Source organism: Rhodoplanes sp. Z2-YC6860 (genome assembly GCF_001579845.1).
Taxonomy (GTDB): Bacteria; Pseudomonadota; Alphaproteobacteria; order Rhizobiales; family Xanthobacteraceae; genus Z2-YC6860.
Genome location: NZ_CP007440.1, coordinates 4,866,346 through 4,890,657 on the forward strand (window position 1 = coordinate 4,866,346; position 24,312 = coordinate 4,890,657).

General features: G+C 63.8%; 25 protein-coding genes. 9 read left to right on the plus strand and 16 right to left on the minus strand.

Annotated features, from left to right (window positions below; translation table 11 throughout):
* Window positions 1-2: 2 nt before the first annotated feature.
* The 3 genes from RHPLAN_RS22730 to RHPLAN_RS22740 form a co-directional block, all read right to left on the minus strand.
* Window positions 3-476: a (2Fe-2S)-binding protein gene (locus RHPLAN_RS22730; protein ID WP_068022323.1), complete on the minus strand. Its 474-nt coding sequence runs from the start codon at window positions 474-476 to the stop codon at window positions 3-5.
* Window positions 477-672: 196 nt separating this feature from the next.
* Window positions 673-1,587 carry an ADP-ribosylglycohydrolase family protein gene (locus RHPLAN_RS22735; protein ID WP_237179893.1) on the minus strand — a complete coding sequence of 305 codons (915 nt, stop codon included), beginning with the start codon at window positions 1,585-1,587 and terminating at the stop codon, window positions 673-675.
* Between the two features lie 92 nt (window positions 1,588-1,679).
* Window positions 1,680-2,882 (minus strand): cytochrome P450, encoded by a 1,203-nt coding sequence (locus tag RHPLAN_RS22740; RefSeq protein ID WP_068022329.1) that lies wholly within the window; start codon window positions 2,880-2,882, stop codon window positions 1,680-1,682.
* 203 nt (window positions 2,883-3,085) lie between these two features.
* Between RHPLAN_RS22740 and RHPLAN_RS22745 the strand changes: the two genes are divergently transcribed.
* The gene (locus RHPLAN_RS22745) at window positions 3,086-4,384 is read left to right on the plus strand and encodes an MFS transporter (RefSeq protein WP_198164446.1); all 1,299 of its coding nucleotides are present in this window, start codon (window positions 3,086-3,088) and stop codon (window positions 4,382-4,384) included.
* Here RHPLAN_RS22745 and RHPLAN_RS22750 read toward each other — a convergent pair.
* The 10 genes from RHPLAN_RS22750 to RHPLAN_RS22795 form a co-directional block, all read right to left on the minus strand.
* Window positions 4,381-4,746 (minus strand): cupin domain-containing protein, encoded by a 366-nt coding sequence (locus RHPLAN_RS22750; RefSeq protein WP_068022337.1) that lies wholly within the window; start codon window positions 4,744-4,746, stop codon window positions 4,381-4,383. The two genes, RHPLAN_RS22745 and RHPLAN_RS22750, sit on opposite strands and share 4 nt — an antisense overlap.
* Window positions 4,747-4,757: 11 nt before the next feature.
* Window positions 4,758-5,765, minus strand: a complete 1,008-nt coding sequence (locus RHPLAN_RS22755) for an ornithine cyclodeaminase family protein (protein ID WP_198164447.1) — start codon at window positions 5,763-5,765, stop codon at window positions 4,758-4,760.
* A gap of 153 nt (window positions 5,766-5,918) precedes the next feature.
* Window positions 5,919-6,890, minus strand: coding sequence for a Bug family tripartite tricarboxylate transporter substrate binding protein (locus RHPLAN_RS22760; RefSeq protein WP_068022343.1), 972 nt, complete (start codon window positions 6,888-6,890; stop codon window positions 5,919-5,921).
* A gap of 13 nt (window positions 6,891-6,903) precedes the next feature.
* Complete coding sequence (locus tag RHPLAN_RS22765) at window positions 6,904-7,872, minus strand: Bug family tripartite tricarboxylate transporter substrate binding protein (RefSeq protein ID WP_198164448.1); 969 nt, start codon at window positions 7,870-7,872, stop codon at window positions 6,904-6,906.
* 145 nt (window positions 7,873-8,017) lie between these two features.
* Window positions 8,018-9,238 carry an MFS transporter gene (locus RHPLAN_RS22770; protein WP_237179894.1) on the minus strand — a complete coding sequence of 407 codons (1,221 nt, stop codon included), beginning with the start codon at window positions 9,236-9,238 and terminating at the stop codon, window positions 8,018-8,020.
* A gap of 216 nt (window positions 9,239-9,454) precedes the next feature.
* On the minus strand, window positions 9,455-12,556 hold the full coding sequence (locus tag RHPLAN_RS22775; protein ID WP_068022354.1) for a multidrug efflux RND transporter permease subunit: 3,102 nt from the start codon (window positions 12,554-12,556) through the stop codon (window positions 9,455-9,457).
* Window positions 12,553-13,722, minus strand: a complete 1,170-nt coding sequence (locus RHPLAN_RS22780; RefSeq protein WP_068022358.1) for an efflux RND transporter periplasmic adaptor subunit — start codon at window positions 13,720-13,722, stop codon at window positions 12,553-12,555. The genes RHPLAN_RS22775 and RHPLAN_RS22780 overlap by 4 nt, the downstream gene beginning before the upstream one ends.
* Window positions 13,723-13,739: 17 nt before the next feature.
* On the minus strand, window positions 13,740-14,273 hold the full coding sequence (locus RHPLAN_RS22785) for a hypothetical protein (protein ID WP_157100423.1): 534 nt from the start codon (window positions 14,271-14,273) through the stop codon (window positions 13,740-13,742).
* Between the two features lie 12 nt (window positions 14,274-14,285).
* Entirely contained in the window at window positions 14,286-14,579 is a 294-nt protein-coding gene (locus RHPLAN_RS39565; RefSeq protein ID WP_157100424.1) for a hypothetical protein, read from the minus strand.
* Window positions 14,580-14,879: 300 nt separating this feature from the next.
* Window positions 14,880-15,980, minus strand: a complete 1,101-nt coding sequence (locus tag RHPLAN_RS22795; protein WP_198164449.1) for an FUSC family protein — start codon at window positions 15,978-15,980, stop codon at window positions 14,880-14,882.
* A gap of 263 nt (window positions 15,981-16,243) precedes the next feature.
* On the opposite strand from RHPLAN_RS22795, the gene RHPLAN_RS22800 reads away from it, so the two are divergent.
* The 4 genes from RHPLAN_RS22800 (at window position 16,244) to RHPLAN_RS22815 (ending at window position 19,409) form a co-directional block, all read left to right on the plus strand.
* Window positions 16,244-16,921: a response regulator transcription factor gene (locus RHPLAN_RS22800; RefSeq protein ID WP_068022369.1), complete on the plus strand. Its 678-nt coding sequence runs from the start codon at window positions 16,244-16,246 to the stop codon at window positions 16,919-16,921.
* A gap of 4 nt (window positions 16,922-16,925) precedes the next feature.
* On the plus strand, window positions 16,926-18,275 hold the full coding sequence (locus RHPLAN_RS22805) for a sensor histidine kinase (protein WP_157100425.1): 1,350 nt from the start codon (window positions 16,926-16,928) through the stop codon (window positions 18,273-18,275).
* Between the two features lie 162 nt (window positions 18,276-18,437).
* Complete coding sequence (locus tag RHPLAN_RS22810; protein ID WP_068022377.1) at window positions 18,438-18,779, plus strand: hypothetical protein; 342 nt, start codon at window positions 18,438-18,440, stop codon at window positions 18,777-18,779.
* A 159-nt stretch (window positions 18,780-18,938) separates the two neighbouring features.
* Window positions 18,939-19,409, plus strand: a complete 471-nt coding sequence (locus tag RHPLAN_RS22815; protein WP_237179895.1) for a DUF192 domain-containing protein — start codon at window positions 18,939-18,941, stop codon at window positions 19,407-19,409.
* On the opposite strand, the gene dctA is transcribed toward RHPLAN_RS22815, so the two are convergent.
* Both dctA and RHPLAN_RS22825 read right to left on the minus strand, forming a co-directional pair.
* Complete coding sequence (gene dctA / locus RHPLAN_RS22820; RefSeq protein WP_068022383.1) at window positions 19,382-20,671, minus strand: C4-dicarboxylate transporter DctA; 1,290 nt, start codon at window positions 20,669-20,671, stop codon at window positions 19,382-19,384. The two genes, RHPLAN_RS22815 and dctA, sit on opposite strands and share 28 nt — an antisense overlap.
* Before the next feature lie 22 nt (window positions 20,672-20,693).
* A complete protein-coding gene (locus tag RHPLAN_RS22825) occupies window positions 20,694-21,119 on the minus strand; it encodes a RidA family protein (RefSeq protein ID WP_068022386.1) in 426 nt (141 codons plus the stop codon).
* Between the two features lie 267 nt (window positions 21,120-21,386).
* On the opposite strand from RHPLAN_RS22825, the gene RHPLAN_RS22830 reads away from it, so the two are divergent.
* Window positions 21,387-21,794, plus strand: coding sequence for an SgcJ/EcaC family oxidoreductase (locus RHPLAN_RS22830; RefSeq protein ID WP_068022390.1), 408 nt, complete (start codon window positions 21,387-21,389; stop codon window positions 21,792-21,794).
* Window positions 21,795-21,825: 31 nt separating this feature from the next.
* Here RHPLAN_RS22830 and RHPLAN_RS22835 read toward each other — a convergent pair whose 3' ends face one another.
* Complete coding sequence (locus RHPLAN_RS22835) at window positions 21,826-22,617, minus strand: alpha/beta fold hydrolase (RefSeq protein ID WP_084245369.1); 792 nt, start codon at window positions 22,615-22,617, stop codon at window positions 21,826-21,828.
* A gap of 299 nt (window positions 22,618-22,916) precedes the next feature.
* On the opposite strand from RHPLAN_RS22835, the gene RHPLAN_RS40745 reads away from it, so the two are divergent.
* The 3 genes from RHPLAN_RS40745 to nthA are packed head-to-tail and all read left to right on the plus strand — an operon-like array spanning window position 22,917 to window position 24,278.
* The gene (locus RHPLAN_RS40745) at window positions 22,917-23,294 is read left to right on the plus strand and encodes an SH3-like domain-containing protein (RefSeq protein WP_068022394.1); all 378 of its coding nucleotides are present in this window, start codon (window positions 22,917-22,919) and stop codon (window positions 23,292-23,294) included.
* Window positions 23,291-23,602, plus strand: coding sequence for an SH3-like domain-containing protein (locus tag RHPLAN_RS40750; RefSeq protein ID WP_068022397.1), 312 nt, complete (start codon window positions 23,291-23,293; stop codon window positions 23,600-23,602). Before RHPLAN_RS40745 ends, RHPLAN_RS40750 begins: the two co-directional genes overlap by 4 nt.
* 22 nt (window positions 23,603-23,624) lie before the next feature.
* Complete coding sequence (gene nthA / locus RHPLAN_RS22850; protein WP_068022400.1) at window positions 23,625-24,278, plus strand: nitrile hydratase subunit alpha; 654 nt, start codon at window positions 23,625-23,627, stop codon at window positions 24,276-24,278.
* Window positions 24,279-24,312: the final 34 nt, after the last annotated feature.

The window sequence follows — 24,312 nt, forward strand, 5'->3', positions numbered from 1 at the left end:
GATCAGCCTCCCTGCCGTCCGGAGGCCACAGCCGCTTGCTTGATGCCGTCGCGGATGCGCGTGTAGGTGCCGCAGCGACAGATGTTGCCGGACATGGCGTTGTCGATGTCCCCGTCGGTCGGCTTCGGCGTGCTGGCGAGGAGCGCCGCGGCCGACATGATCTGGCCGGACTGGCAGTAGCCACATTGAGGTACTTCGAGGTCGACCCAGGCCTTCTGGATCGCCTGGCCCGCCGGCGTGCGGCCCACCGCCTCGATGGTGGTGATCTCCGAGGTGCCGACGGTGTCGATGGTGGTGATGCACGAACGCACCGCCTGGCCGTCGACATGCACCGTGCACGCGCCGCACAGCGCCATGCCGCAGCCGAACTTGGTGCCGGTCATACCGAGCACGTCGCGCAGCACCCAGAGCAACGGCGTGTCGTCATCGACATCCACGGTGTGGCTTTGTCCGTTCACTTTGATGGTGGTTGCCATTGTCATCTCCCGCTTACGTCAATGCGGATGCCGCATTGAGTGCATATGCACGTATTATCGCACCAACATGGTCTAGCCTCCACATTTTTGTTGTTAGACTAGATGTTGTTAGATCGAACCAATCCCGATCTTTTGATCAGGGGCACGCGGATTCCTGGGCCGGATTCCTGGGCCGGATTCCTGGGCCGGTGCCGGGCTACCGGGGAAGTGTCCGGCGCCGCTCCTCGCTCATCGTCGGATTCCGCCCGTGGAACAGCGCAGCGGCAAGCTTGCGGATGCGCTGCTGCCAGGCAAGCCGCTCGATCCACATCCTGGGAATGTCGGACACGCCCCAGACCGCGCCGGCGAGCTGCCCGGTCACGGCCGCGACGGTGTCGGCATCGTCGCCGAGATTGGCGGCGAGCACCACGGCGTCGCGAAAATTGTCGGTCTGCCACACCGACCATAGTGCGGCTTCGAGCGTGTGGACCACATAGCCTGAGGACTGGATGTCGGCGCGCTGCTTGCCGATCCAGGAGCCGCGCGCGATCGCATCGATGTCCCGGTTCGCCGGCCATTGCCGGGGCCGCAGTACATGCTCCTTCGGCTGTGCCTCGATGGCGTCAAGCAGCACATCGGCGAAATAGGCGCAGGCCTCGACCGCGACCGGCGTGCTATGGGTGGTGAGGCTCTGGTCTCGCGCCGCCTTCAGCGCGTCGGCGCGCTCGCGATGCCAGTACATCGCGACCGGCGCTAGCCGCATCAGCGAGCCGTTGCCGGCGAATTCGGGATCGGTCAGGTCGGAGATCTGGTTTTCGGTCTTTTCGAAACGCCGGATCGCCTCCGAGGTGGTGTTGCCGATGCCGACACACGAACCGGTGCAGGAGTTGTCGCCGTAGCGGCGCCAGCGGCTGAAGCGCCGCAGCAGGTCGTCCTGGTCGAGGCCCTGACAGGCCATGATCGAATCGGCAACACAAAGCGCCAGCGCGGTGTCGTCGGTCCACTCGCCAGGCCGCAGCTCGAACGGACCGCCGCCGACAATATCGGAAACCGGCGGCGCGGCGTCGCGCTGGGAGCCCTCGAGCGTCGCGCCGAGCGCGTCGCCGATCGCCAGTCCCACCAGCGCGCCCACGGACCTGTCCCAGCTGTGACTTTTCAACATGCCGATGCGTTATACCGTGGCGACGGCGGCTGGCCAGCACTGGCATCTCCCCGGCCCACAGATCATTGCGCGGCGACCGGCAGGCCTTCGAGCGCCCGGATGCCGAGCCGTTTCCGCCAACGGATATCCGCGGGCGCTGTGGCGAGCCGCAGCTTCGGCCAGCGTTTGAACAGCGCCTCCAGCGCGCATTTGCCCTCGACGCGCGCAAGCTGATGGCCGAGACAGAAGTGAATGCCGGCGCCGAACGCCACATGGCGGTTCGGCCGGCGGGCCAGATCGAGCCGCCCGGGGGTCTCGTTGGCGTCCGGGTCCATGTTGGCGGCCGCCACCATGGCCATGATCTTGTCGCCGCGCTTGAGCGCGGCGCCGCCAAGCTCCATGTCGCGCTTGACGAAGCGCGGCTTGGAGAACTGCACCGGCGACACGAAGCGCAGAAACTCCTCGACCGCGAGATCGGCGCGGCTCCAGTCTTCCTCGAGCCAATCGCGCAGCGCCGGATTCTTCAGAAGCTCGAACACCGAGCCGCCGATCAGGTGCGTGGTGGTTTCGTGGCCGGCGAACAGCAGCAGGAAGATGGTCGAAACCATCTCCTCATTGCTGATCTGCGCGCCGTCCTTCCTTGCCCGGACCAACTCGCCAATCAGCCCCTCGCCGTCGCTCGTACCAACGGCTTCGATGTGCTGCTCCAGATAGTGCTTGATCGAAAGAATGCTCGGGATGAGCAACACGAAGCCCGCAAGGCTCGACAGGTTGATCAGCCGGTTCGACCAGGCGATGAACTTCGGCCGGTCGGCGAGCGGCAGGCCAAGCAATTCGCAGATCACCGACAGCGGCAGCCGCCGCGCATAGCGCACCATCAGGTCGGCAGGCGCCCCATCCGAGAACAGCTCGCCGGCGAGTTGATCGGCCAGCGCCATGATATGCGGCCGCATTTCAAGCACGGCGCGCCGGCGGAACGCCTCGTCGACGATGCCGCGCAGCCGGCTGTGGTCCGGCTCGTCGGTCGTCAGCATGTTGTTCGAGAGCACGCGGATCACCCGCGGCATCCACCAGCGCATGCCAGCGACGTTGCCGTCCTTGCGCAGCGTGAAAGTCTCGCTGTCCTTGAGCACCTGACCGGCGATGTCCTGCGTGGTCGTGATCCATGTGCGGCCTATGATCGGCAGTTTCGCGTCGACCACCGCGCCCGACGCCCGAAGCTTTTCGATCGCCGCAGCGGGATTGCGGAAGAACTCCTGACTGGTGAAATCGATACCGGCTGTCATGGCCTTCCCCGGATCACTTGAAGCCAGCTACACATCAGGTGTCCGCCCCGTCTGCGCATCGGCCTTCAGCGGGCCCGCAGCCCTGCTGCCCGCGGAATGCATGCCGGCCGCTTGCCCATTGACCATGCAGCCGCCATCACGCCAGATGGATTTGCTGGGTAACAACAACACGCGCAACGTCAATGCGCCTGCGGGAGGACATCATGGCTGGGGAACTGACTTACACGCCGCGTGAGCGCAAAATGGTCGCGTGGTCCGCGATCCTGGGCTACGCGTTCGACTTCTACAATCTGATCGTGATCGCGTTTCTGATGATCCCGATCCAGAAATCGCTGAACGTCAGTCAATCGCAGACCGGCCTGATCGTCGCCGGCACGCTCGCCGCATCCGTGCTCGGCGGCATCCTGTTCGGCTGGCTCGGCGACAAGATCGGCCGCAAGAACGCGCTGCTCTGGACTTTGCTCCTCCTCGCGCTCGGATCGCTCGCCTCGGCGCTGGCGTGGGACTTCAACTCGCTGCTCATCTTCCGCATCATCACCGGTATCGGCGTCGGTGGCGAATGGGGCGCCGGCATGGTTCTGCTCAACGAGGTCTGGGACAATCGCCGCCGTGGCGTCGGCAGCGCCATCGTGCAGGCGATGTCGTCGGCCGGCACCGCGATGGCCTCGATCGCCGCAACCGTGGCGCTGACCTATTTCGACGCCGACACCGCGTGGCGCGTGGCGCTCGGCGTCGGCGGCCTGCCGCTTCTGCTGATGCTGTTCGTGCGATCGAAGATGCCGGAGTCGCGGCTGTGGCAGGAGTTCAAGCGCCGGGAGAGCGCCGGCGAACTGCCGCCGGAGAAGCTTGCCCAGACCACTCCGATCGTCGAGATATTCAAGGGCGCGTCGCTGCGCTATCTCGTCGTCGGGGTCATCATCGCGGGCGGCTACATCATCGCCTATCAGAGCATCAGCATCTTCATGCCGACGCTGATCCTGCGTGACCTCGGCGGCAATCTCGGTGCGTTGCGCGCCATCACGCTGTGGTTTGCCGCGGTCTCTGCGGTCGGCATGATCGGCGGTGGCTATATCAGCGATGCCTTTGGCCGCAGAGTCTCGATCATCGTCGCGACACTGATCGGGCTCGCAGGCCTCATCGCCATCCACTCAACGAGCGCCACCCGCTTTCCCGGCGACTATATGAGCTGGGGTCTGTTCTGGGCGTATCTGCTCTGGGGGTTCGGCCAGGCCTCGATCGGCCAGTTCGGGCCATGGTTCGCCGAGCTTTACCCGGTCGAGATGCGGGCCACCGCGACCTCGACGATCTTCAACATCGGCCGCCTGATCGGCAGCATGGCGCCCTATATCGTGCCAGCGATCATCGCGGCAGGCCTCGTCGGCTCGCTCCGCGATGCGATGATGCTCGGCATCGTCGGCGCCGCGATCAGCCTCGTCTTCACGTTCTTGCTGCCGGAGACCGTGGGCCGCACCTTTGCGGTGGTCGAGAAGAAAGAGCGCTAACAGGCGATGAAATCGAACTTCGAGCCGGCCGGCGCGTAGATCTCGAAAATCTCGAACGGCTCGTCCGACACGTTGCTGAGCGAATGCGGCATGCCGGCCGGGATGAAGACCACTTGGTCCTTCTTGACGGTGTAGGACTTGCCGTCCGCGATCAGCTCGCCCTCACCGCTCCGCACGATGTAGACGTTGTCGGCCTGGCTGTGCTTGTGCAGGCTGCCGCGCGGGCCTCCGGGCACGAGCTTGTTCAAATGCACGTCGAGCGTTTCGGTGCCGAGCGACGTGTTGACGAGTTTGATCTTGCTGCCGCGGCCCTTCTCCATCGGCTCGGCCACGGCGGTGTTGAGGTCGATGATCTTCAGCACGGCTTGCTCCCTTACACCGGCGCGCGCGCCGCCGGCAGCGTGATGCCCAGGCCCTTACCTTTGGCCTGCTGATAGAGATAGTGGCAGATCGCGACGTCCTGGGTGACGAGCCCAGTGGTGTGGATCAGGATGCGCTCGTCGGCCCGCTCGCGGCCGGACTTGGTGCCTGCGACCACCTCGTGAATCTCGCCGTGGAGCTTGTCACGGGTGAAGGTGCCGACATCCACCATCTGCTTGAAGAACGGCATCAGGTAGTTCATCTCCCAGCTGTCGATCACCACTTTGTCGACCTTCACCCAGCCCTCGGGCTCGAATTCGCGGCGGGCGAGCGAAATGAACACCGCGCCAGGCTTGAGCCAAGCCTCGCGGGTCATGACCTCCGACGAGGTGGTGCCGCCGACCGCGATGTCGGCCGCACGAACCACATCCTCGATACGCTCCTTCGGCACGACCGGAATGCCGAGAGTCTTCGACCATTCCGCCGCGAAAGCCTCTCGGCTTTCCGGCCGCCGCGACGTCACCAGGATCTGCTCGAACTTGTACTGCGTGAGAAGGCAGCGCATGGCATTGGTGCCCATCGAGCCGATGCCAACCAGTCCCAGCACCTTCGGCGAAACCGGACCGAGCCACTTGCAAGGGATCACGGCGGCGGCGGCACTGCGCAGGCCGTAAACCAGATGCTCGTCCACGATCGCAAGCGCATGACCGGTCATCGGATCGGACAAAGCGATCCACCGTGTGCAATCGAGCCCACCGACGGTGTTGCGATGACCGTCGTTGTAATAGTTGTACATCCGCACGCCGGTCACCGGGATGTCCTTCAGAAGCGTGCCCTTGACGTGCCAATGGTTGTGGAAGCCTTCCTCGATGTCGAGCTTGAAACTCGGCGGCTTCGACAGCACGACACTGCCGCGCGCATGCATGCGGTAGACGTCCTCGCAGACTCTCATCGCATCTTCGACGGAGAGAAGCTTCAGCGTGTCCTGATAGGAAACGAAAAGCACATCAGGATGGCTCATCAAACCCAGGCCTTTCATGAGCGGATGGACGGAGGGGAAGACAAAGACTGTTTCAGGAAAGCAATCGCAGCGCCAGAAAAAATGGCAATGCCTGACGCGCAAATGCGCATGGCCGTTCCGTCAAACGGACCATGCTTTCTCGCCGCGGTCCCGCTACTCCAGCTTTGCGCCGGATGCTTTCACCACGGCGCCCAGCCTTGGGATTTCCGAAGCAACGAGCGCGCTGAACTCAGCCGGGCCGCCGACCAGCGGCTCGATGCCCTGCTTCGCCATCCAATCCTTGAACTCCTGCTGCTCCATCACCTTGGCGACATCTGCCCTGACCTTCTCCACGATCTCCGGCGACGTTCCGGCCGGAGCCAGCAGGCCGTACCAGTTCACGATATTGAAGGTCGGGTAGCCGGACTCCGCGATGGTCGGCGCGTCGGGAAACGCCGGCGATCTGGTTTTGCCCGTCACCGCGAGCACGCGCAGCTTGCCCGCTTCGACATGCTCTTTAATCGATGCCGGACCATTGAACATCACCGGGATCTCGCCGGTCAGCTGAGCGAGTGTCGCCGGGGCGCCGCCGCGATAAGGGACGTGCACCAGATTGATGTTCGCAAGCGACTTCAGCATCTCCATTGCCAGATGGTGCGCGCTGCCGATGCCCACCGAACCGAAATTGAGCGGCGGCTGATGGTTGCGGGCGTATTCGATGAACTCAGCGAAATTCCTGGCCGGCACGTCTTTGTTGACGACAAGCATCAACTGGTAGGTGCCAAGCGTCGTGATCGGCGCGAAATCCTTGATCGGGTCATAGCCGACGCTCGGATAAAGGCTGAGATTGGTCGCGAGCGTCGCGTCCGTACCGAACAGCAGCGTGTACCCATCGGCGGGTGCTTTGGCGACCGAAAGGGTCGCGATGCCGCCGTTGGCACCCGGCCGATTCATCGTGATGACGGGCTGCGGCCAGGTCTTGGAAAGCCGCTCAGCGACGGCGCGCGTCAGCACATCCGTCAACCCGCCCGGCGGATAGGGAACGACGATCTGAACAGGCCTCGTTGGATAGGCCGGGTCGGCATAGGCCGGAATGACGAGACCCGCTGCGAGGAGCAGCGCCGCAAGCAAGCTGAAGCGTTTCAAGATTTGTCCGTCCTCAATTTGCGACTGGCGGCACCAGGCCCGCGGCCTTCAACAAGCCGCTATACACCGATTGATCGCGCTTGATGATCTCGGCGAGTTCTTCCGGCGTTGTGGTCTTGGGATCGATGCCGAGATCGACGAAACGCTTGCCGATATCGGGCTGCTTCGCCGCTTCGATGGTGCCTTGCGAAATTTTCTCGACGATCTCGCGCGGTGTGCCGCGCGGCGCGAAAAATCCGTTCCAGGTATCCAGCGCGAAGCCCGGGTAGAATTCTGAAATCGATGGGATGTCGGGAAGGCTCGAAAGCCGCTTCGCCGACGAGATCGCGAGCACGCGGATATTTTCGTTGGTCATCTGCGCCGCCATGTCGGACACGCCGGTCCAGGCCATCTCCACGGTGCCCTGCACCAGCGCGGCAGTGGCCTGGGCCGAGCCCTTGAACGGCACGTGGACAATGTCGATGCCCGCGCGTGCGCCGAACCCCGCGCCCAGAAGATGGCTGGTCGCGCCGCTGCCCGCGGTTGCATAGTTGAGTTTTCCCGGATTGGCTTTCGCATACGCGACGAATTCCGGCACGGTCTTGGCCGGAAGCGACGCCTTGATGCCGAGCAGGAACGGGATCGTGCCGAACACCGAAGCCGGCGCGAATGAGTCCGGTTCGTAGCCCACCTTCTGGATGTACGGCGAAACGCCGAACTGCGAAGCCGAGCCAAACAGAAGCGTGTAGCCGTCAGGCGCGGCATTGGCGACGTAGGTTGCGCCAATGGAGCCGCCTGCGCCGAGCCGGTTCTCGATCACAAAAGGCTGGTTGAATTTTTCCGACAGATGCTTCGAGGCGAGTCTCGCCAGGATGTCGGTGAAGCCGCCGGGCGCGTAGGGCACGACCACAGTGACGGTTCGTGTCGGCCAGTCGGCAGCTTGCGCCGGAGTTGCAGCGAGCATCGCCAGCAAGCCAAGAACACAGACACCCCGTCGCGTCACACGGAACCGTCCTCCCTCACGCTGGGGGCCGCCTGATTGTTGAGCCTGATGGCGCGTCATCGTTTCTCTCGCAGTGGTCCGGTCGGCATTCGTCGCCGCGCACTGTACGAGCAACTTCCGGGCCAATGTAGAGAAAGAGTACGGCTTAACGATCGGTTCTGGTATGCGTCGTGTCGCCGCCGAACAGCGCGGCAACCATCGAAATCAACGCCAGCACGATAACCCCGCCGCCATAGATGTATGCGGTGTTGGCGAGCCCGATGCGCGGGATCGCGAGACCGGCCGCGATCGCCGGCAGGCTGAAGGCCAGATAGCACTGCACGTAGAAGGCGGACAGCAGCCCTGCCCGCTGATCGGCATGGGCGGTCGGCAACAGCGATTGCAGCGAGCCGGAGAAGCTCGCGCCGAAGCCGACACCCGCGACGATCGTGCCGGCGAACAGCGCACCGACCGCCTGCTGCTCGATGCCGAACAGCGAAATTGCGGCACCAAGCGACAGCATCACGGTGCCGACCTGAACCAGAAGCCGCGGCTTGAGGCTGCGCGCGCCCGCGACCGTCATCGCCGCGGTCGCCATCAAGGTGGCGACCACTACGCCGCCGGTCAGCGCCGATGAAGCATGCATTGCGGTCGCGACGATGGCGGGCATCAGCGCCAGGTAGAACGCACCGAACGCCCACACCGCGACGTTGCCCGGCGTCAGCCGGAGCAGCGCGGCCCGCGATTGAACAGGCACGGCGACGTGGGGTCGCAACGACGCCCACGCGCCGGCCTTGCCGGCGGTGGTCTCCGGCATGGCCCACAGCGCGACGAAAAGCACAGCCGTCACTGCGAGCAGAACCTCGAAGATGAGATGCATGGGATTGGGCGCGAACGCGACCAGCAGGCCCGAGCCGAGCGCTCCGACGGTCAAGCCCAGAAAGATGAACACGCTGTTGAGCAGCGGGCCGTGTCGCTTGTTGGTGTCGAGGATCGCAGCACCAAGCACCGTGATGCCCGTGCCGACCGAAAGCCCCTGGACCGCGCGGGCAAACAACAGATGCGCGAGATCGTTGGTCCGCACGAACAGCAGCATCGCGCCGACGTTCAGCAGGAGCGAAGCGACAATGACAGGCTTTCGCCCGATGTGGTCCGAGAGGCTCCCGACAGTCAGCAGCGCAACCAGCAAGCTGAAGGCGTAGACCGCAAACACCGTTGTGATCATCAGCGGGCTCAAGTGCAGCGACTGCTGATAGAGCGGATAAAGCGGCGTTGGCGCGGCGCTCGATGCCGCAAGCAACACCGCAGCAAGAAAGCTGAACACCGTCATCGCGCTGGTCGGCAGGGTGCGCTTGGCCGCCTGCGATTTGGGAACGGGCGCGTGCATGGTAATTCTCCGTCGCTCGGAATTCGGTTTGCCCGCAATCGGTCGAGCTTCGGCAAATAGGGGTATATGCTCGTATTTCAAGCCACCCGATATCTGCTCGTGGTGAAGACGTGCGACGTCTGGACGTTTGTGACCGATTGGCAGGATCAGACCGCCCGGCTGTCTTCGATGGCTGCTATGAAATTATGCTGGCAAGCTGCCGAAGCCCCAATGGCCCTATTCGGCCGGAACCGGAACACTCTCGGTCACTCGCCGCTCGCCGAACCAGCGCGTCAGGCGTTCGAGATAGAGATAGACGACCGGCGTGGTGAACAGCGTCAGCACCTGCGACAGCAACAGCCCGCCGACGATCGCATAGCCGAGCGGCTGGCGGATTTCCGATCCGGCGCCGGAACCGAGCATCAGCGGCACGCCGCCGAGCAACGCCGCCATGGTGGTCATCAGGATCGGGCGAAAGCGCAGCAGGCACGCTTTGTAGATCGATTGCTCCGGGCTCGCGCCTTCGTTGCGCTCCAGATGCAGCGCGAAGTCGACCAGCATGATGCCGTTCTTCTTGACGATACCGATCAGGAGAATGATGCCGATGATCGCAATGACGCTGAGGTCCATGTGCACTGCCATCAAAAGCAGCAGCGCGCCGATGCCGGCCGACGGCAGGGTCGACAGGATGGTGATCGGGTGGATGAAGCTCTCATAGAGCACGCCGAGAATGATGTAGATCACCATCAGCGATGCTGCGACCAGGAGCACCTCGCCGGACAACGCCGACAGGAAGGCATTGGCGTTGCCCTGGAACGCGGTGACCAGCGAGGCCGGCTTGCCGCTCTGCTGCTCGAAGGCGCGGATCGCCGCGACCGCGTCGCCGAGCGCCACGCCGGGCTTCAAGTTGAAGGAAATCGTCGCCGACGGAAACATGCCCTGGTGATTGATCACGATCGGCGCCGCCGTGAGATTGCTCTTGACCAGCGTGCTCAGCGGCACCTGCTGGCCGGTGGATGAGTTCACGTAGATGTTGCGGAGCGCGTCCGGGCCTGTCTGGAAGCGCGGATCGACCTCGAGCACGACGTGGTACTGGTTGAGCGGCGTGAACATGGTCGAGACGATGCGCTGGCCGAAGGCATCGTCGAGCGTGTTGTCCACGGTCTGGGGCAGGATGCCGAAACTCGACGCCACCTCGCGATTGACCGTCACGTTGAGGCGCGGCCCGGCGTTCTGCTGGTCGGAGGCGACGTCGGTGATGCCCGGAATGGTCTTGAGCTTGTCGAGGAACACCGCCGTCCAGTGATTGAGCTCGTTCTGGTCGGCATCGGTGAGCGTGTATTGATACTGCGTCTTGGAGAGCCGCGCGCCGACCGTGATGTCCTGCGAGGCCTGCATATAGAGCCTGATGCCCTGGATGTTGGCGATCTTGGTGTTCAGGCGGGCGATCACCTGGTCGGCGGTGACGTCGCGCTCCGACTGCGGCTTGAGCGTGATGAACATGCGCCCCTGGTTGAGTGTCGCGGTGGCGCCGCCCGCGCCGATATAGGCGACGACTGAGTACACGGCCGGATCCTTCTGGACCACCGCGGACACGGCTTTTACGCGATCCGACATCGCCGGGAACGAGATATCCTGCGCCGCCTCGGCGATGCCGACGATGACGCCGGTGTCCTGCTGCGGGAAGAAGCCCTTGGGAATGACCACATAAAGGTATCCGGTGAGCCCGATGGTGCCGAGCATCACCATCAGGGTGATGAATCTGTGCCGCAGCGCGACCTTGAGGCCGGCGTCGTAGACCGCGAGCAGCGCATCGAAGCCCTTCTCCGACAGCCGATAGAGCCGTCCATGCTGTCCGCCATTGTGCTTGAGCAGGCGCGAGCACATCATCGGTGTCAGCGTGAGCGAGACGATGAGCGAGATCACCAGCGAAACGCTCACCGCAATGGCGAACTCCTGAAACAGCTTGCCGATATACCCACCCATCAGGAACAGCGGAATGAACACGGCAATGAGCGACAGCGTGATCGACACGATGGTGAAGCCGATCTCGCTCGATCCCTTGAGCGCGGCCTCCATCGGGCTCATGCCCTCTTCGAGGTAGCGGACGATGTTCTCGATCACGACCACGGCGTCGTCGACCACGAAGCCGGTCGCGATCGACAGCGCCATCAGCGAGAGATTGTCGAGGCTGTAGTTCAGCGCATAGAGCACCGCGAAGGTTCCGATCAGCGACAGCGGCACGGTGACGGCCGGGATGACGGTCGCCCAGAAATTGCGGAGAAACAGGAAGATCACCATCACGACCAGCGCGATGGTGAGTATCAGCGTGAACTGCACGTCGCTGACCGAAGCGCGGATCGTCTGGGTGCGGTCCGAGACGATATGCAGCTTGATCGACGGCGGCATGGAGGCCTGGAGCTGCGGCAGCAGCGCCTTGACGCGGTCCACCGTCTCGATGACGTTGGCGCCGGGCTGGCGCTGGACCTGAAGCGAGATGGCGCGCTGGCCGTTGTACCAGCCCGCGAGCAGGTCGTTCTCAGGTCCTTCGACGGCGTTGCCGATGTCGCGGATGCGCACCGGCGAGCCGTTGCGATAGGCCACGATCAGGTCGTTATAGGCGTCGGGCTTGATCACCTGGTCGTTGGTGTTGAGCGTGTAGGTCTGCTGCGGGCTGTTCAGGGTCCCCTTCGGCAGGTCGACATTGGCCTGCGTCAGCACGTTGCGGACGTCCTCCATCGAGATGCCGCGGTTGGCGAGCGCCTCTGGATTCACCTGGACGCGGATCGCTGGCTTCTGCTGGCCGCCGACACTGACCTGGCCGACGCCGGGCACCTGCGACATCTTCGGCTCGAGGATGCTTTCCGCATAAGCGTCGATCGTTGTCAGCGGCAGGCTGTCGGAGGTGAGCGCGATCTGGAGAACCGGCGTCTCAGCCGGATTGACCTTCTTGATGGTCGGCGGATACGGGATGTTCTGCGGCAGGAACGGAGACGCCGCGTTGATCGCGGCCAGCACGTCGGTCGCCGCGCTGTCGACGTCGCGACTCAAGTCGAACTGCACGGTGAGCTGGGTGAATCCCAGCGCGCTCGACGAGGTGAGCTGGGTGAGGCCCGGGATCTGCGAGAACTGCTGCTCCAGCGGCGTCGCGACCGACGACGCCATGGTGTCGGGATCAGCGCCGGGAAGCTGCGCCGTCACCTGGATGGTCGGATAGTTGACGTTGGGCAGCGCCGCGACCGGCAGCAGCCGGTAGGTCACAAGCCCGCACAGCAGCAGGCCTGCCATCAGTAGCACGGTTGCGATCGGCCGGTGAATGAAGGGTGCGGAGATATTCATGGGATGGCCTGCTCGACCGCGCTCTGCAACACGACGTCCTTGGTGGCGTCACCCTTCAGGACGCGGACCTGTGCGCCGGTCTGCAGCCGGTATTGGCCCGCGGTGACCACGGTCGTATTCGGCTGGAGGCCGGTATCGATCAGCGCCTGGCCGTCGCTGATCTGCGCCATGGTGATGGGCCGGATCTGCGCCGTGCCGTCTGTGCCGACCACCCAGACAAAGGCGCCATTCGGCCCCTGCTGGATCGCCTCGGCCGGTACGCTCAATCCGTTGTGGCGGGTCTCGACCAGAAGCCGGGCATTGACGAGCTCGCCCGGCCAGAGCTGGCGCTTGGTGTTCGGAAAGCTCGCCCGCAACCGGATGGTGCCGGTGGTCTGAATGATCTGGTTGTCGACGAGATCGAGCTTGCCCTCGTCGAGTTCGACCTTGTCGTCCTGGCTATAGGCGTCGACGGTCAGCGCGCCCTTGGCCATGGCGGGCTGGATCCGGGTGAGATCGGTCTGCGGCAGCGTGAAGATCAGCGAGATCGGCTCGATCTGCGTGACATCCACCAGGCCGTTGATGTCGGTCGGATGGATGATGTTGCCGATATCGATCTGGCGGATGCCGGTGACCCCATCAATCGGCGCGATAAGCCTGGTGTAGGCGAGATTGGTCCGGGCCTGCTCGATAACCGCCTCGTCGGACTGAACGATCGCCGTGAGCTGGGCGAGCTGCGCGCGCTGGGTGTCGACGAGCTGCTGGGTGGCCCAGCCCTTCTCGGCGAGCGGCACGTAGCGATTGAGATTGGCCTGCGCGTTGACCACCTGGGTCTGATCGCGATCGCGGTTGGCGATGGCCTGATCGAGCTGTGCCTTGAACGGCCGCGGATCGATCTCGGCGAGCAGGTCGCCCTTGTGCACGGTCTGGCCTTGGGTAAATGCGATGTTGACGATCTGGCCGGTGATCTGGCTGCGCACGATCACGTTGTTGTAGGCGACGACGGTGCCGACGCCGTGGAGATAAATCGGCACGTCATGCTGCGTCACCGTGGTGGCAACGACCGGAACCGACGGCGGCGGCGCGGCCGGGCCGGACACGGGCGCGTCAAAGAAATGGATCGCGGCAAAGCCTGCAGCCGCAGTCACGACCGCGGCGGTCAACGCGATTGCGATCGGGTTTCGCATGGTCGCCTCCGTGCCTGTCAGCAGCCCGGCACTGTGCCGAGGTTCATGGATGTCGTCGGATCTGACCCGTTCGTCAGCGAACCGGTGCAACCGGTCACGCCGTCCGGCGCCGGAACCACTGGTGCCGGCACCGTGATCATTGGGCTCAAGCCGCCGCCATCGAGCTCGGTCGAGCCGAGTGGAATCGTGCCCCCCGCGAGGTTCGGCGGCGCGCCGGACAGCGGCGAAGCGATACCCGTCGATGTGATGTTTGGCGTACCCGACGCGCAGCTCGACGTGGCACTAGCCAGTCCACCGCCATCGAATGTCGAGCCCGTTGCAGACGCGCCCAGCATGGACGGATCGCTCGGCACGCACGCCCCAAGCGGGCTCAATCCGCCTGGATCGATCTCGGTTGCGCCGAGCGGCACGCCGGTGCCGACTGACGAACTTGAGCCGAGCATGCCAAGCGGCGACGTTGCGCCGATCCCTGGCGTGGTGCTCGCGCTCTGGGCCTGCGCTGCGCAAGAGCCGAGCAGGATCATGATTGTCATCAAACATGCGCGCCGCATCGGATCCTCCTGTCACTCGCAGTCGCGGCAGATCTGGAGTTGCTTGTCGAACTCAATCTGCTGTTCGGTCCGACGGCCCTCGTCCCGCTGCACCTTGCGCGGCAATTGCCATTCATGGGGCTGACGATGGCCGATCGGCGCTTCCATGACGTGCCCCGGCGCAGGCTCAGTGCCCGGAGCTTCCTGCGCGCCGGCATTGACGGCTGTCACCAAGGCGATCAGCGCCGCGGCAGCGGCGGTGAGTGCGAACTGCCGCAGTGCCGCGGCCGGATCGCGAAACGCGTTCTCATCGATGGTCGCGTTCATCACGACCTCCTCGGTTGAGGCCGGCCGATCACCCGCATTGACGCTCGCAACGATGCTCAAGCGCACCGTGGCCGTCTCCGCACGCCGTACCATCGGCGCCAGATCGCTGTCGTCTGCCGGCCAATCCTGCCAACCGTCGACAGGCTCCATGGATTCGGAAATGGATTCGAAATCGGAGGGTCTCGTCATGGCCAAACTCCTGTTCTGTCCCATGCGACAGATTAGAAATGGCGCGGCCAACCACCATTAAATTGGCGTTCAGGACGATAAATTCGAATTTAGGATTGGCGGCGCAACGCGTCAGGGCGCGACGCTCTTTCCCGACAGGGTGGAACCCCTCGCCCAGTCCTGCACGACGCGTTGCATATCCGCGAAATTGTGCTGAAGCTGCTGAAGCGCAAAGCCGAGGCCGAAAATGTGCTCGAGGTCGCCGACCGGCAGTCCCTGCGTCAGCCCCGCGGCGCGGATCGCTGCGATCTCCGATGCATAAGCCGCGATGGCGGCATCGATCGGCTCAAGCGGCGGCGCAGATTTGCGCGAGGTCAGCGCGGCGGCGCACGCCAAGAAATAGTCGCGACCGGCGGCGCCGAGCTTATTCAACGGCGTGGGGAGACGCCCCGATATCCGCTCCGGCAACGGAGCCACGCCGGCGCGACCGATGATCACGAGGTCGTGGCGCAGCCGCAGCAAGGTTCGCGCCAGAGGGCCCGGGTCGGGCTCGGCTATCAGATTGACCATGCGCTCGCGCATCGCCTCGTCCGCCGTCGCCTGGAAAGTGCTCACGGCCTGGCCGATCTCATCTTGAATGCGGTTATTTTCGAGCGGATCGGTGCTCGCCGTGAAGGCTGCAAGCAGCCGCGGCAATGCGTTTGCCATCAGTTCCAACACGCGCCCCGCCGCATCAAGGCCGAGCGCGTGGGCGCGCGCTGGAAACACCAGAAGCGAAACCACGACCGCCACGGCGCCGCCGATCACAACCTCCAGCAGCCGGTAGAGCGCCGACTCGATCGGGGCTTCGCCGAGCTGGCTCGAGATCAGCAGCACGATGACCGCGGTAAACGGCGCGACGCGAAAGCTTGGATTGAGCGCCGCCGCATAGGCGAGCGGCACGATGGCCAGCGCCAGCGTGCCGGCAACGGCGAGAGGATCGGGGTGCGGCACCAGAACGGCGATCGCGGACCCATAAACCGCTCCGCCCAGCGTGCCGATGATATAGTCGGTGGTGGCCTTCAGCGATCCGCCGACGCTCATCTGGGTCACCACCACTGCGGTCAACACCGCCCACAAGCCGTGCAGCGGAATGGACAGCACCTGCGCCAGGGTAAACGCCACGATCGCACTTGTCGTCACGCGCAGGCAGAAGCGCAGACGCGGATTGCCGAGGATCGTGGTGAGATTCATGGTTCGGATCACAAAAGCTGGCGCGCAGGCTGTGGGGGCATTTTCGTAGATTTGTCCGGTGGCGCGCGACATTAAAATCGAATTTATTGGCCATTCCGGGCGCTTGAAACTAATTTTAGGCCAACAGCCGGCACGGGCGAAATGCCCACTGGACCGGGGGGGGGCTTGCGACCGTGACAACATTGGCATCAACAGGAAGCTTCGACGGACCGGCCCAGACGCATGCCCAGGCCGGTGCTTTGGTCCATGCCGCGAGACAAGCCATGCCAAAAGCGCTGCTGATCGAGGACGATCGTGAGACCGCCGACGAGATCGTGGCCGAGCTCGTCGAGCGCGGCTTCGTCGTCGAATGGGCCGCGACGGGCATCGAAGGCCTGGACAAGGCGCGGCTTGCCGACGCCGACGTGATGATCGTCGACCGTTTGCTGCCGGGCCTCGACGGCCTGACCATTATCGAGGTGATCCGCAAGGAACATGTGCGCACGCCGGTTCTGGTGTTGAGCGCGCTCGGCGCGGTCGACGACCGCATCCGCGGGCTCCGCGCCGGCGGCGACGACTATCTCACCAAGCCGTTCGCGCTTGGCGAGCTCATTGCCCGCATCGAGGCGTTGCTGCGGCGGCCCGCGGAAAACCGCGACACCGTCGTGCGCGTCGGCCCACTGGAGCTCGATCTTTTGGCGCGCACCGCGAGACGCGGCGAGCGCGCGATGGATCTGCTGCCGCGCGAATTCCGTCTCCTCGAATACATGATGCGGCGCAAGGACCAACTCCTGACCCGGGCGATGCTGTTCGAAGAGGTCTGGAACTACAAGTTTGTGCCGCAGAGCAATCTGGTCGACGTGCACATGGGCCGCCTGCGCCGCAAGGTGGACCTGCCCGATGAGCCGCCGATGATCCAAAACATCCGTGGCGAGGGTTTCATACTTCGTGCGCCCGCCTGAGTTCATGCGAACCACGACCTTCCGCTGGACGCTGGTCGTCTCGGCGGCGTTCACGTTCTGCATTCTGTTGATGTTCGCCTTTGTCCTGGCGCAGGCCTACCGGATGATGACGTCCGATGTTGATCGGCTGATCAATAGCGGAGCCGAGGCCATCGCTGCAGGCGCTACGCCGGACGAGCGGCTGCAGCGGATCGACGAGCATCTGCGCGTCAATCCACGGCAGGCGAAGTTTGCCGCGTTGTTCTCAGCTGACGGCCGCCGTGTCGGCGGCAACATCGTGTCCGTCCCGCCCGAACTCGCAGTGGACCTGGGGCCGCAGCTTGTCATGGTGCATGCGACCGACGCATCAGGCGGCGAACGGCAAGGCATACGCGCGGTGGCGCAGAAGCTACCGGATGGTTCGACGCTCATCGTCGGCCGGAGCGACTACGAATTCACCTGGGTCGTCCGCAGCGTGGAGCGCGCGCTGCTGCTGGGGCTGATCCCCACGCTCTGTCTCGCCTTCGCGGTTGGCCTGTTCCTGAACGGCCGCGCGCAACGCCGCGTCGAGGAGGTGAACCAGACAGTGCAACGCTTCGTCGCGGGCGAATTGCGCGAGCGCCTGCCGACGCCCGGAACCAATGATCCGTTCGGCAGGCTCGCGGGCCTCGTCAACGGCATCCTCGACGAGGTCGAGTCTCTCGTGCGCAGACTCGCCGGCGTCGGCGACGACATCGCCCATGACCTGCGCACGCCGCTCACCCGCGTACGCGTGTCGCTCGAGCGCGCCCGGCACAAGGCCCATAGCGTCGATGAATTGCGGGGTAGCGTCGATCAGGCCATCTTAGGCCTCGACCAGTCGCTTGCCATCATCACGGCGCTGTTGCGGATCGCCGAGATCGAACACAGCCGCCGCATGGACGGCTTTCGAGATGTGCCGCTCGCCGAACTTCTCCGCGAGGTCGGCGACCTCTACGAGCCCATCGCCGAGGACAAGAAGGTGGCCTTCGCGGTCCATGCTGCGGACGACGCGACCGTGCACGGCGATCGCGATCTCCTGTTCGAGGCGGTTGCCAACATGGTCGACAACGCCGTGAAGTTCACACCAGCAGGCGGCAAGGTCGCGATCGACCTCCTGCGCCGCGGCGACGATGCCGTCATGCGCGTCAGCGACAGCGGCCCTGGCATTGCGGCGAACGAAGTGGATCAGGTCGCCAAGCGCTTCTACCGCTCCGACAAGAGCCGCCGCGACCCGGGGCTGGGGCTGGGGCTCAGTCTGGTTGCCGCGATCGTCAAGCTGCACGGCTTCCGTTTCAACATCTCGGCTGGCCCGGGCTGCGTCGCTGAAATCGTCGGACAACGGATCGCCGCCTGAGCGCATGACCGGCGCGGCGCGCCTGCTGCGTATGACTAAATCGCAATTTAATCGGCTAAACCCCAATTTAATGGCGGCTCACAACCCGAAGGCGCATCTCCATCACGTCGGCACGGCCTTTCACCCCCGAATGCTGATGCTCAGATTGAACAGGAGATGACTATGAAGAAGCTCTTTGCGACCGTCGCCCTCGTCACCGTGCTCGCCACCCCTGCGCTCGCGCAGTCGTGGGATCCGGATGTCGGCTCCGGCAACATCGCCCCCGCGCCGTACGGCGAAAGCCAGAATGGCTCCAGCATCTATCAGAACGAAGGCTTCAATGCGCGGGCCGAGGCGCCGCGTCACATGAGCCGTGTCCGTCACGCGGCCAAGGCCAAGACCTTGCACAAGACGTCGATGAATGCGTCGGACAGCGTCTATTTCGACGGCCAGAACGTCGGTGCCGATCCGGACATCAACGTCCGCGCCGAGTTGCAGCGCGACAACGAAGAGACCGAGTTTTGACGAGGTCGAATGAAGCTACGGTCTCAAGGCTGCTCCTTGAGCCGTAGCTTCGACTTTTTTGCCGCATGAACCATCGACGGCTTTACGGGTTAGAATGTCATGACCGGCGCGAGAACAATTTTAAGGCACGCATCACTGGCATGGCTGCTGGCCGCCTTGGTGCTCCTGCCAACCTTCGCCCAGGCCGCCTCGAAGCCGCAGCCCGGCCCGCTGCAAACCCTCACCGTGCTCACCCAAGCCGGCACTGAAACCTTCAAGGTCGAAACCGCAACGACCCGCGAACAGCGCGACCGCGGTCTCATGTTCCGAACGCACCTTCCCGACCAGCACGGCATGCTGTTCGACTTCGGGCCCGATCAGGAGGTGCGGATGTGGATGAAGAACACGCTCATCCCGCTCGACATGGTCTTCATCACAGCCGACGGCCACGTGCACCGGATCGAGCGCAACACCGAACCCCGATCGCTTCGCGTCATACCGTCCGAGGGGCCGGTGCGTTACGTGCTGGAGCTGAAGGGCGGCGCCGCGGACAAGTACGGCATCAAACCGGGCGACCGGATCGCGGGCAAGCCTGATCCAAAAGCCGACGCGCCGGCGCCATCTCAAGCCTTGCGGTCGAGGACACGGTGAAGCTTGTCCTCGTCCAGCGCCCCCTCCCATTTGGCGACAACGATCGTCGCCACGGCATTTCCGACGAGGTTGGTCGGCGTCAACCCTTCCGACATGAGGCGATGGATGCCCAGGATCAGCGCGACGCTCTCGACCGGGATGGTCCCGACGGACGCAAGGGTGGCAGCGAGCACGACGAAGGCTGCGCCCGCCACCCCCGCCGCGCCCTTCGACGCCAGCAGCAGCACCAGGAGCAAGCCGATTTGATGTTCGATCGTCAGCGGCGTGTTCGTGGCCTGAGCCAGGAACACGGCGGCCGTCGCAAGATACAGGCATGTGCCGTCGAGATTGAAGGAATACCCGGTGGGGATGACTAGGCCCACCACGCTTTGCTCGCAGCCGGCCGCCTGCATTTTCGCGATCATGCGCGGCAGGACGGTTTCCGACGACGTCGTGGCGAACACGATGAGCAGCTCTTCCCAGATGTAACGAATGAGCTTGGGCAGGCTGAAGCCGCACCAGTGAGCAATCGGCCAAAGCACTCCGAACACGAAGATGAGGCACGTCAGATAAAAGCTGATCAGCAACTGCCCCAATGAAAGCAGCGACCCCGAACCGAACTTTCCCACCGTGAAGGCGATGGCGCCAAACGCACCAATCGGTGCCGCCCACATCACGATGGCGACGATGCGAAACAACATCTCCGTCGCCACGTCGATCAGCGTCGTCAGCGGCTTTGCTTTCTCGCCGAGCCAGCTCAAAGCAAATCCGCACAGCACCGCGACATAGAGCACCTGAAGCACGTTGCCTTCGGCGAACGCACCGACAAAGGTGTTGGGGATGATGTTGAGCAGGAACTCTTCGGTCGTCTGCTTGTGCGTTTGCGTCAAATAAGGCGTGAGGCTCGACGTATCGATATGCGACAGGTCCACATTCATCCCGACGCCGGGGCGGAAGACGTTGACCGCCACAAGGCCGATGATCAGCGCGACTGTCGTCAGCACTTCAAAGTAGATGAGCGCCTTCAAGGCAACGCGGCCCACCTTGGCCATATTCGCCATGCTGGCGATGCCGTGAACGACCGAACAGAAGATGATCGGCGCGATCACGACACGGATGGCCTTGATGAAGGCATCTCCGAGCGGCTGCATCTTCGCACCGAGACTGGGATAAAACTGGCCCAGCGCGACGCCGACTGCCATCGCGACCAGCACGTAAAACCAGAGTTGCAGGAACCACGGCTGGTTTTGCGCTTTGATGGGAGTCGACGTCGCTTGAGTCATACCGCGCAGACCTTTTATTTTGTTATTTTGGCACGACAGCGGTCACGTCGATCTCCAGCAGCATGCCCTGAATCGCAAGGCCGCTGACCACGAGAAACGTGTTGATGGGAATCGGGCCGCCGCCATAAGCCTCACGCCGGCATTTGGCGACGGGCGCCTGGTAGCGGATGTCGGTCACATAGACGACTTGCTTGACCACATCGGCCAGCGTGCCGCCGTGCGCGGCAAGCGCCCGCTTGATCTTGTCGTAGGAGTAGCGGCATTGCTCGTAAGGATCGCCGAGATGGCGAATGGGAGCGAAGGCGCCGGCAGGTGCGGTTTCGTCCTCAGCACCAACGCCTGCCAGATAGATCGTCTTTCCAGGTCCGTTGACCGTAATGATCTCGGTGAAGACGCCCTTGGTCCATTCCGATGGATTGTAGCGCTTGACCTCCAGCGTCTGGCTCATCGCAGACGCGGCAAACCCGACGCTCAGTGCGGCGGCACAAGCAGATATCGTCAATGATCGATTCATGAGTTGGTCCCGATCGCCCGATCGGCCTCCCGTGTTGACCTTCGCAGTCTAGTGACCCGATGGCTGCCTCTTCAATCGGCGCATGGAGGCCTTGCGAGGTTGCCGGTCGCAAACCATGACCGCATGCTATGTTCCGCCGTTTGGTACGCTCATTTCATTCAGGCGAGGCAGCTCAGCCTTGCAGATTTGCTGGGAGTGAAAATGCCTGACAAAGCCGACGAAGACGCCATTCGCGCGATCGAGGACGATTTCAACGAAGCGTGGGGGCGGCATGACCCCGACGCCATGGTGAAATCGCTGACCGACGATGCCGAGTTCATCACCGTCAACGGCGCGTGGGAAAAGTCCCGCGAAGGCTTTCGCAACCTGATGATCCGCCTCCACGGCCCGACCGGTCCGTTCCGCATGAGCACACGCGAAGCGTCCGAGCTTCGCATCCGCTTCCTGGCCCCGGACGTCGCGATCGTGCACACGCGCTTTCAGATTCGCGGCGACATCGACGAAGCCGAGCGCAACAGCGTCGGAATGCGGATCGTTCAGAAGATCGATGGCCGGTGGCGGACCGTTTCGGTTCAGAACACCGACGTCCGCCCCGGACGGCGTCACTAGTTCGCGGCCACTTTGGCGCGCGAACGAAATGTCAGGCCGCCCCTAATAGCAACTCGGTCAGTTCGTCAGGCTTGTCCACCATGATGTCATGCCCGCTGCCTTCGACGCCGTGGGTGCGCCATGTTGCGTCTGCCTTGCATTGCGCCAGCCATTTGTCGAACGCCGGTTGCGGATAATTGACGGCGCGGATGTAGGTTTTCTTCGCCACCTTGTCGCGCGCGCCGGTAAATTTGATGGTGGTGAGCGACGGCCCGAGCGGCTGCGGCGTAAGCTTGGAATCGACCCACGCCCGATCCTTTTCGTTGACCTGGAACGCCGCGGCGGGCGGCATCGGGCGAGAAATCTCGCCCTTGGCTTGCGCGGCGAGCGTCGCCGCCCGCAAGGCTTCCGTGGTCATCGACAGCATGGTGTCGCCGTTGACCGGCAAGAAGGCATCGACGAACACGATCGAACCGATCGAAGGCAGCACCTGTTCGGCGACGCCCGTGATCACCGCGCCGGCATAGGAGTGGCCGACCAGGACGATGTTTTCGAGGCTCTCGAACTTGATCAGGTTCACCACGTCGGTGATGTGGGTGTTGAGATCGACACCGGCGTTCAACAGGTGGACGCGCTCGCCGAGGCCGGTGAGTGTTGGCGTGAACACCTTGTGGCCGCGCTTCTCGAGCCGGTCGGCGACCCTCCGCCAGCACCAGCCACCGTGCCAGGAACCGTGCACCAGCACGAAGGTCCGTGGTGCGGCCTGTGCGCGCACCGCGCTCGCTCCCGCCGCGGTGGCGAGCGCTGCGCCTGCTGCCAGCAGTCTCCGTCGTGAAGTCGCCATGCGTTTCGCTCCCGAATGGTCCGGGATGCTCCGCGCGATCCCTGGACCGTCTGAATGTTAGCTGCGCGCTGAACCAACCGGAAAGCATGCACCCTGCCCGCCCCGATTACTGCGCTGGGTTGCCTGAATCTCGATGCTGGCATTTCGTACGATCGCGCGCCAGCGTGGGATCTTGCGGAGCACGAAGCTCGCGCCCTGCGGCCCGACCCGTGTTCGGCAGTACTCCATTGCGACATCGGGTCAGTCGAGTAAACTGCGCTTTACTTTGGATAGTCAAAACGTGTCGTAAAGGTCGAGATATGGCTGCGCATCGTGAAGGCGATCCCCACAACGAGCAGTTCAGCTCTGCCCGGGAACCTGGACGCGGGTATCATGACATCGGGGGCCTCGAGGCGGGCGCGATCGAGCCGAACCTTTCCGAGACCCGTCCGTGGGAGAAGTTGTCTATCGCACTAGGCAATGTTCTTGGGGCCGGAGGCGCCAAGCTCGTCCGAACCGATGAAGTCCGGCGCAAGCGCGAGGAGCTCGGCGTCGAACTCTATAACGAGCTCGGGTACTTCGAGCGCGGAACCGAGTCGCTCTGCCGTCTCCTCATCGAAAGGGGCCTGATCGACGCTACCGAGCTCGAAGCCCGCATGAAGACGATCGCAACCCGAATTGCGGAGGAAGGCCGGTGAGTTCCGAGCAAGATCCTCGGTTCGCCGTCGGCAATCAGGTGAGGGTCATAAGGTCGAATCCCCCAGGCCACCGCCGTACGCCCTTCTACATCCGCGGCAAAACCGGCGTTATCGAGCGCGACTGCGGACGGCATCGCAATCCGGAAGAGCTCGCTTACGGCTGGACCGGGGAGCCCCTGAAGCGGCTCTATCGGGTGCGGTTCATGCAGACTGAGGTCTGGCCGGACTACAGCGGCAACCCGACAGATACGATCGACGTCGACATCTACGAGCACTGGCTGACGCCGACCACGGCCGCATACCTGTAAAGGATTTCCAGGAGAACAGATAATGAGTGGCGGCCACACGCATCCTCACGATCACGATCACGACAAGCCTGGAGCCCACCCGCTCCAACCTGACGACGTTTCGCCCGCGAGTCGCTACGAGCTGATGACTCTCGCGATGCAAGAGCTTCTCATCGAGAAGGGAGTGCTTACATCGGAGCAGATCAGACGTGGACTCGAGGTCATCGATTCCTGGCAACCCTCGCGTGGCGCCGACGTGGTTGCCCGCGCCTGGCTCGAGCCGGAGTTTAAACAGCGCTTGCTCAAAGACGGCAGTGCAGCCGTTGCCGACTTCGGCGTCGATATGGGTGTGGTCAAGCTAACCGTGGTCGAGAACACGGAGCACGTTCATAACGTGATCGTTTGCACGCTTTGCTCCTGCTACCCTCGCGGGCTGCTCGGCCTGCCCCCCGACTGGTACCGCTCGAAGCGTTATCGCGCGCGCATCGTGCGGGAGCCGCGCAAGGTACTCGCCGAGTTTGGCACCGAGATTCCCGATGGCGTCACCGTGCGAGTGCATGACAGCCTTGCCGACCTGCGTTATCTCGTGCTTCCGCGCCGGCCGGAGGGCACTCAGGGTTGGTCGCGAGAGCAGCTCGCCTCGATCGTGAACCGGGACGCCATGGTGGGCGTCGGGCTGCCGAAGGTGCAGGCCTAGGGCGAAATTCGCTCGGCGACCGCCAGCCCTGGGC

Coding starts and splice junctions, on each gene's coding strand:
- RHPLAN_RS22770 (WP_237179894.1), bottom strand. CDS start 9,238: ATGCACGCGCCCGTTCCCAAATCGCAGGCGGCCAAGCGCACCCTGCCG.
- RHPLAN_RS22775 (WP_068022354.1), bottom strand. CDS start 12,556: ATGAATATCTCCGCACCCTTCATTCACCGGCCGATCGCAACCGTGCTA.
- RHPLAN_RS22810 (WP_068022377.1), top strand. CDS start 18,438: ATGAAGAAGCTCTTTGCGACCGTCGCCCTCGTCACCGTGCTCGCCACC.
- RHPLAN_RS22795 (WP_198164449.1), bottom strand. CDS start 15,980: ATGAATCTCACCACGATCCTCGGCAATCCGCGTCTGCGCTTCTGCCTG.
- RHPLAN_RS22730 (WP_068022323.1), bottom strand. CDS start 476: ATGGCAACCACCATCAAAGTGAACGGACAAAGCCACACCGTGGATGTC.
- RHPLAN_RS22745 (WP_198164446.1), top strand. CDS start 3,086: ATGGCTGGGGAACTGACTTACACGCCGCGTGAGCGCAAAATGGTCGCG.
- RHPLAN_RS22835 (WP_084245369.1), bottom strand. CDS start 22,617: ATGGCGACTTCACGACGGAGACTGCTGGCAGCAGGCGCAGCGCTCGCC.
- RHPLAN_RS22785 (WP_157100423.1), bottom strand. CDS start 14,273: ATGCGGCGCGCATGTTTGATGACAATCATGATCCTGCTCGGCTCTTGC.
- RHPLAN_RS22755 (WP_198164447.1), bottom strand. CDS start 5,765: ATGAGCCATCCTGATGTGCTTTTCGTTTCCTATCAGGACACGCTGAAG.
- RHPLAN_RS22805 (WP_157100425.1), top strand. CDS start 16,926: ATGCGAACCACGACCTTCCGCTGGACGCTGGTCGTCTCGGCGGCGTTC.
- RHPLAN_RS22830 (WP_068022390.1), top strand. CDS start 21,387: ATGCCTGACAAAGCCGACGAAGACGCCATTCGCGCGATCGAGGACGAT.
- RHPLAN_RS22825 (WP_068022386.1), bottom strand. CDS start 21,119: ATGAGCCAGACGCTGGAGGTCAAGCGCTACAATCCATCGGAATGGACC.
- RHPLAN_RS22800 (WP_068022369.1), top strand. CDS start 16,244: ATGCCAAAAGCGCTGCTGATCGAGGACGATCGTGAGACCGCCGACGAG.
- nthA (WP_068022400.1), top strand. CDS start 23,625: ATGAGTGGCGGCCACACGCATCCTCACGATCACGATCACGACAAGCCT.
- RHPLAN_RS39565 (WP_157100424.1), bottom strand. CDS start 14,579: ATGAACGCGACCATCGATGAGAACGCGTTTCGCGATCCGGCCGCGGCA.
- RHPLAN_RS22740 (WP_068022329.1), bottom strand. CDS start 2,882: ATGACAGCCGGTATCGATTTCACCAGTCAGGAGTTCTTCCGCAATCCC.
- dctA (WP_068022383.1), bottom strand. CDS start 20,671: ATGACTCAAGCGACGTCGACTCCCATCAAAGCGCAAAACCAGCCGTGG.
- RHPLAN_RS40745 (WP_068022394.1), top strand. CDS start 22,917: ATGGCTGCGCATCGTGAAGGCGATCCCCACAACGAGCAGTTCAGCTCT.
- RHPLAN_RS22780 (WP_068022358.1), bottom strand. CDS start 13,722: ATGCGAAACCCGATCGCAATCGCGTTGACCGCCGCGGTCGTGACTGCG.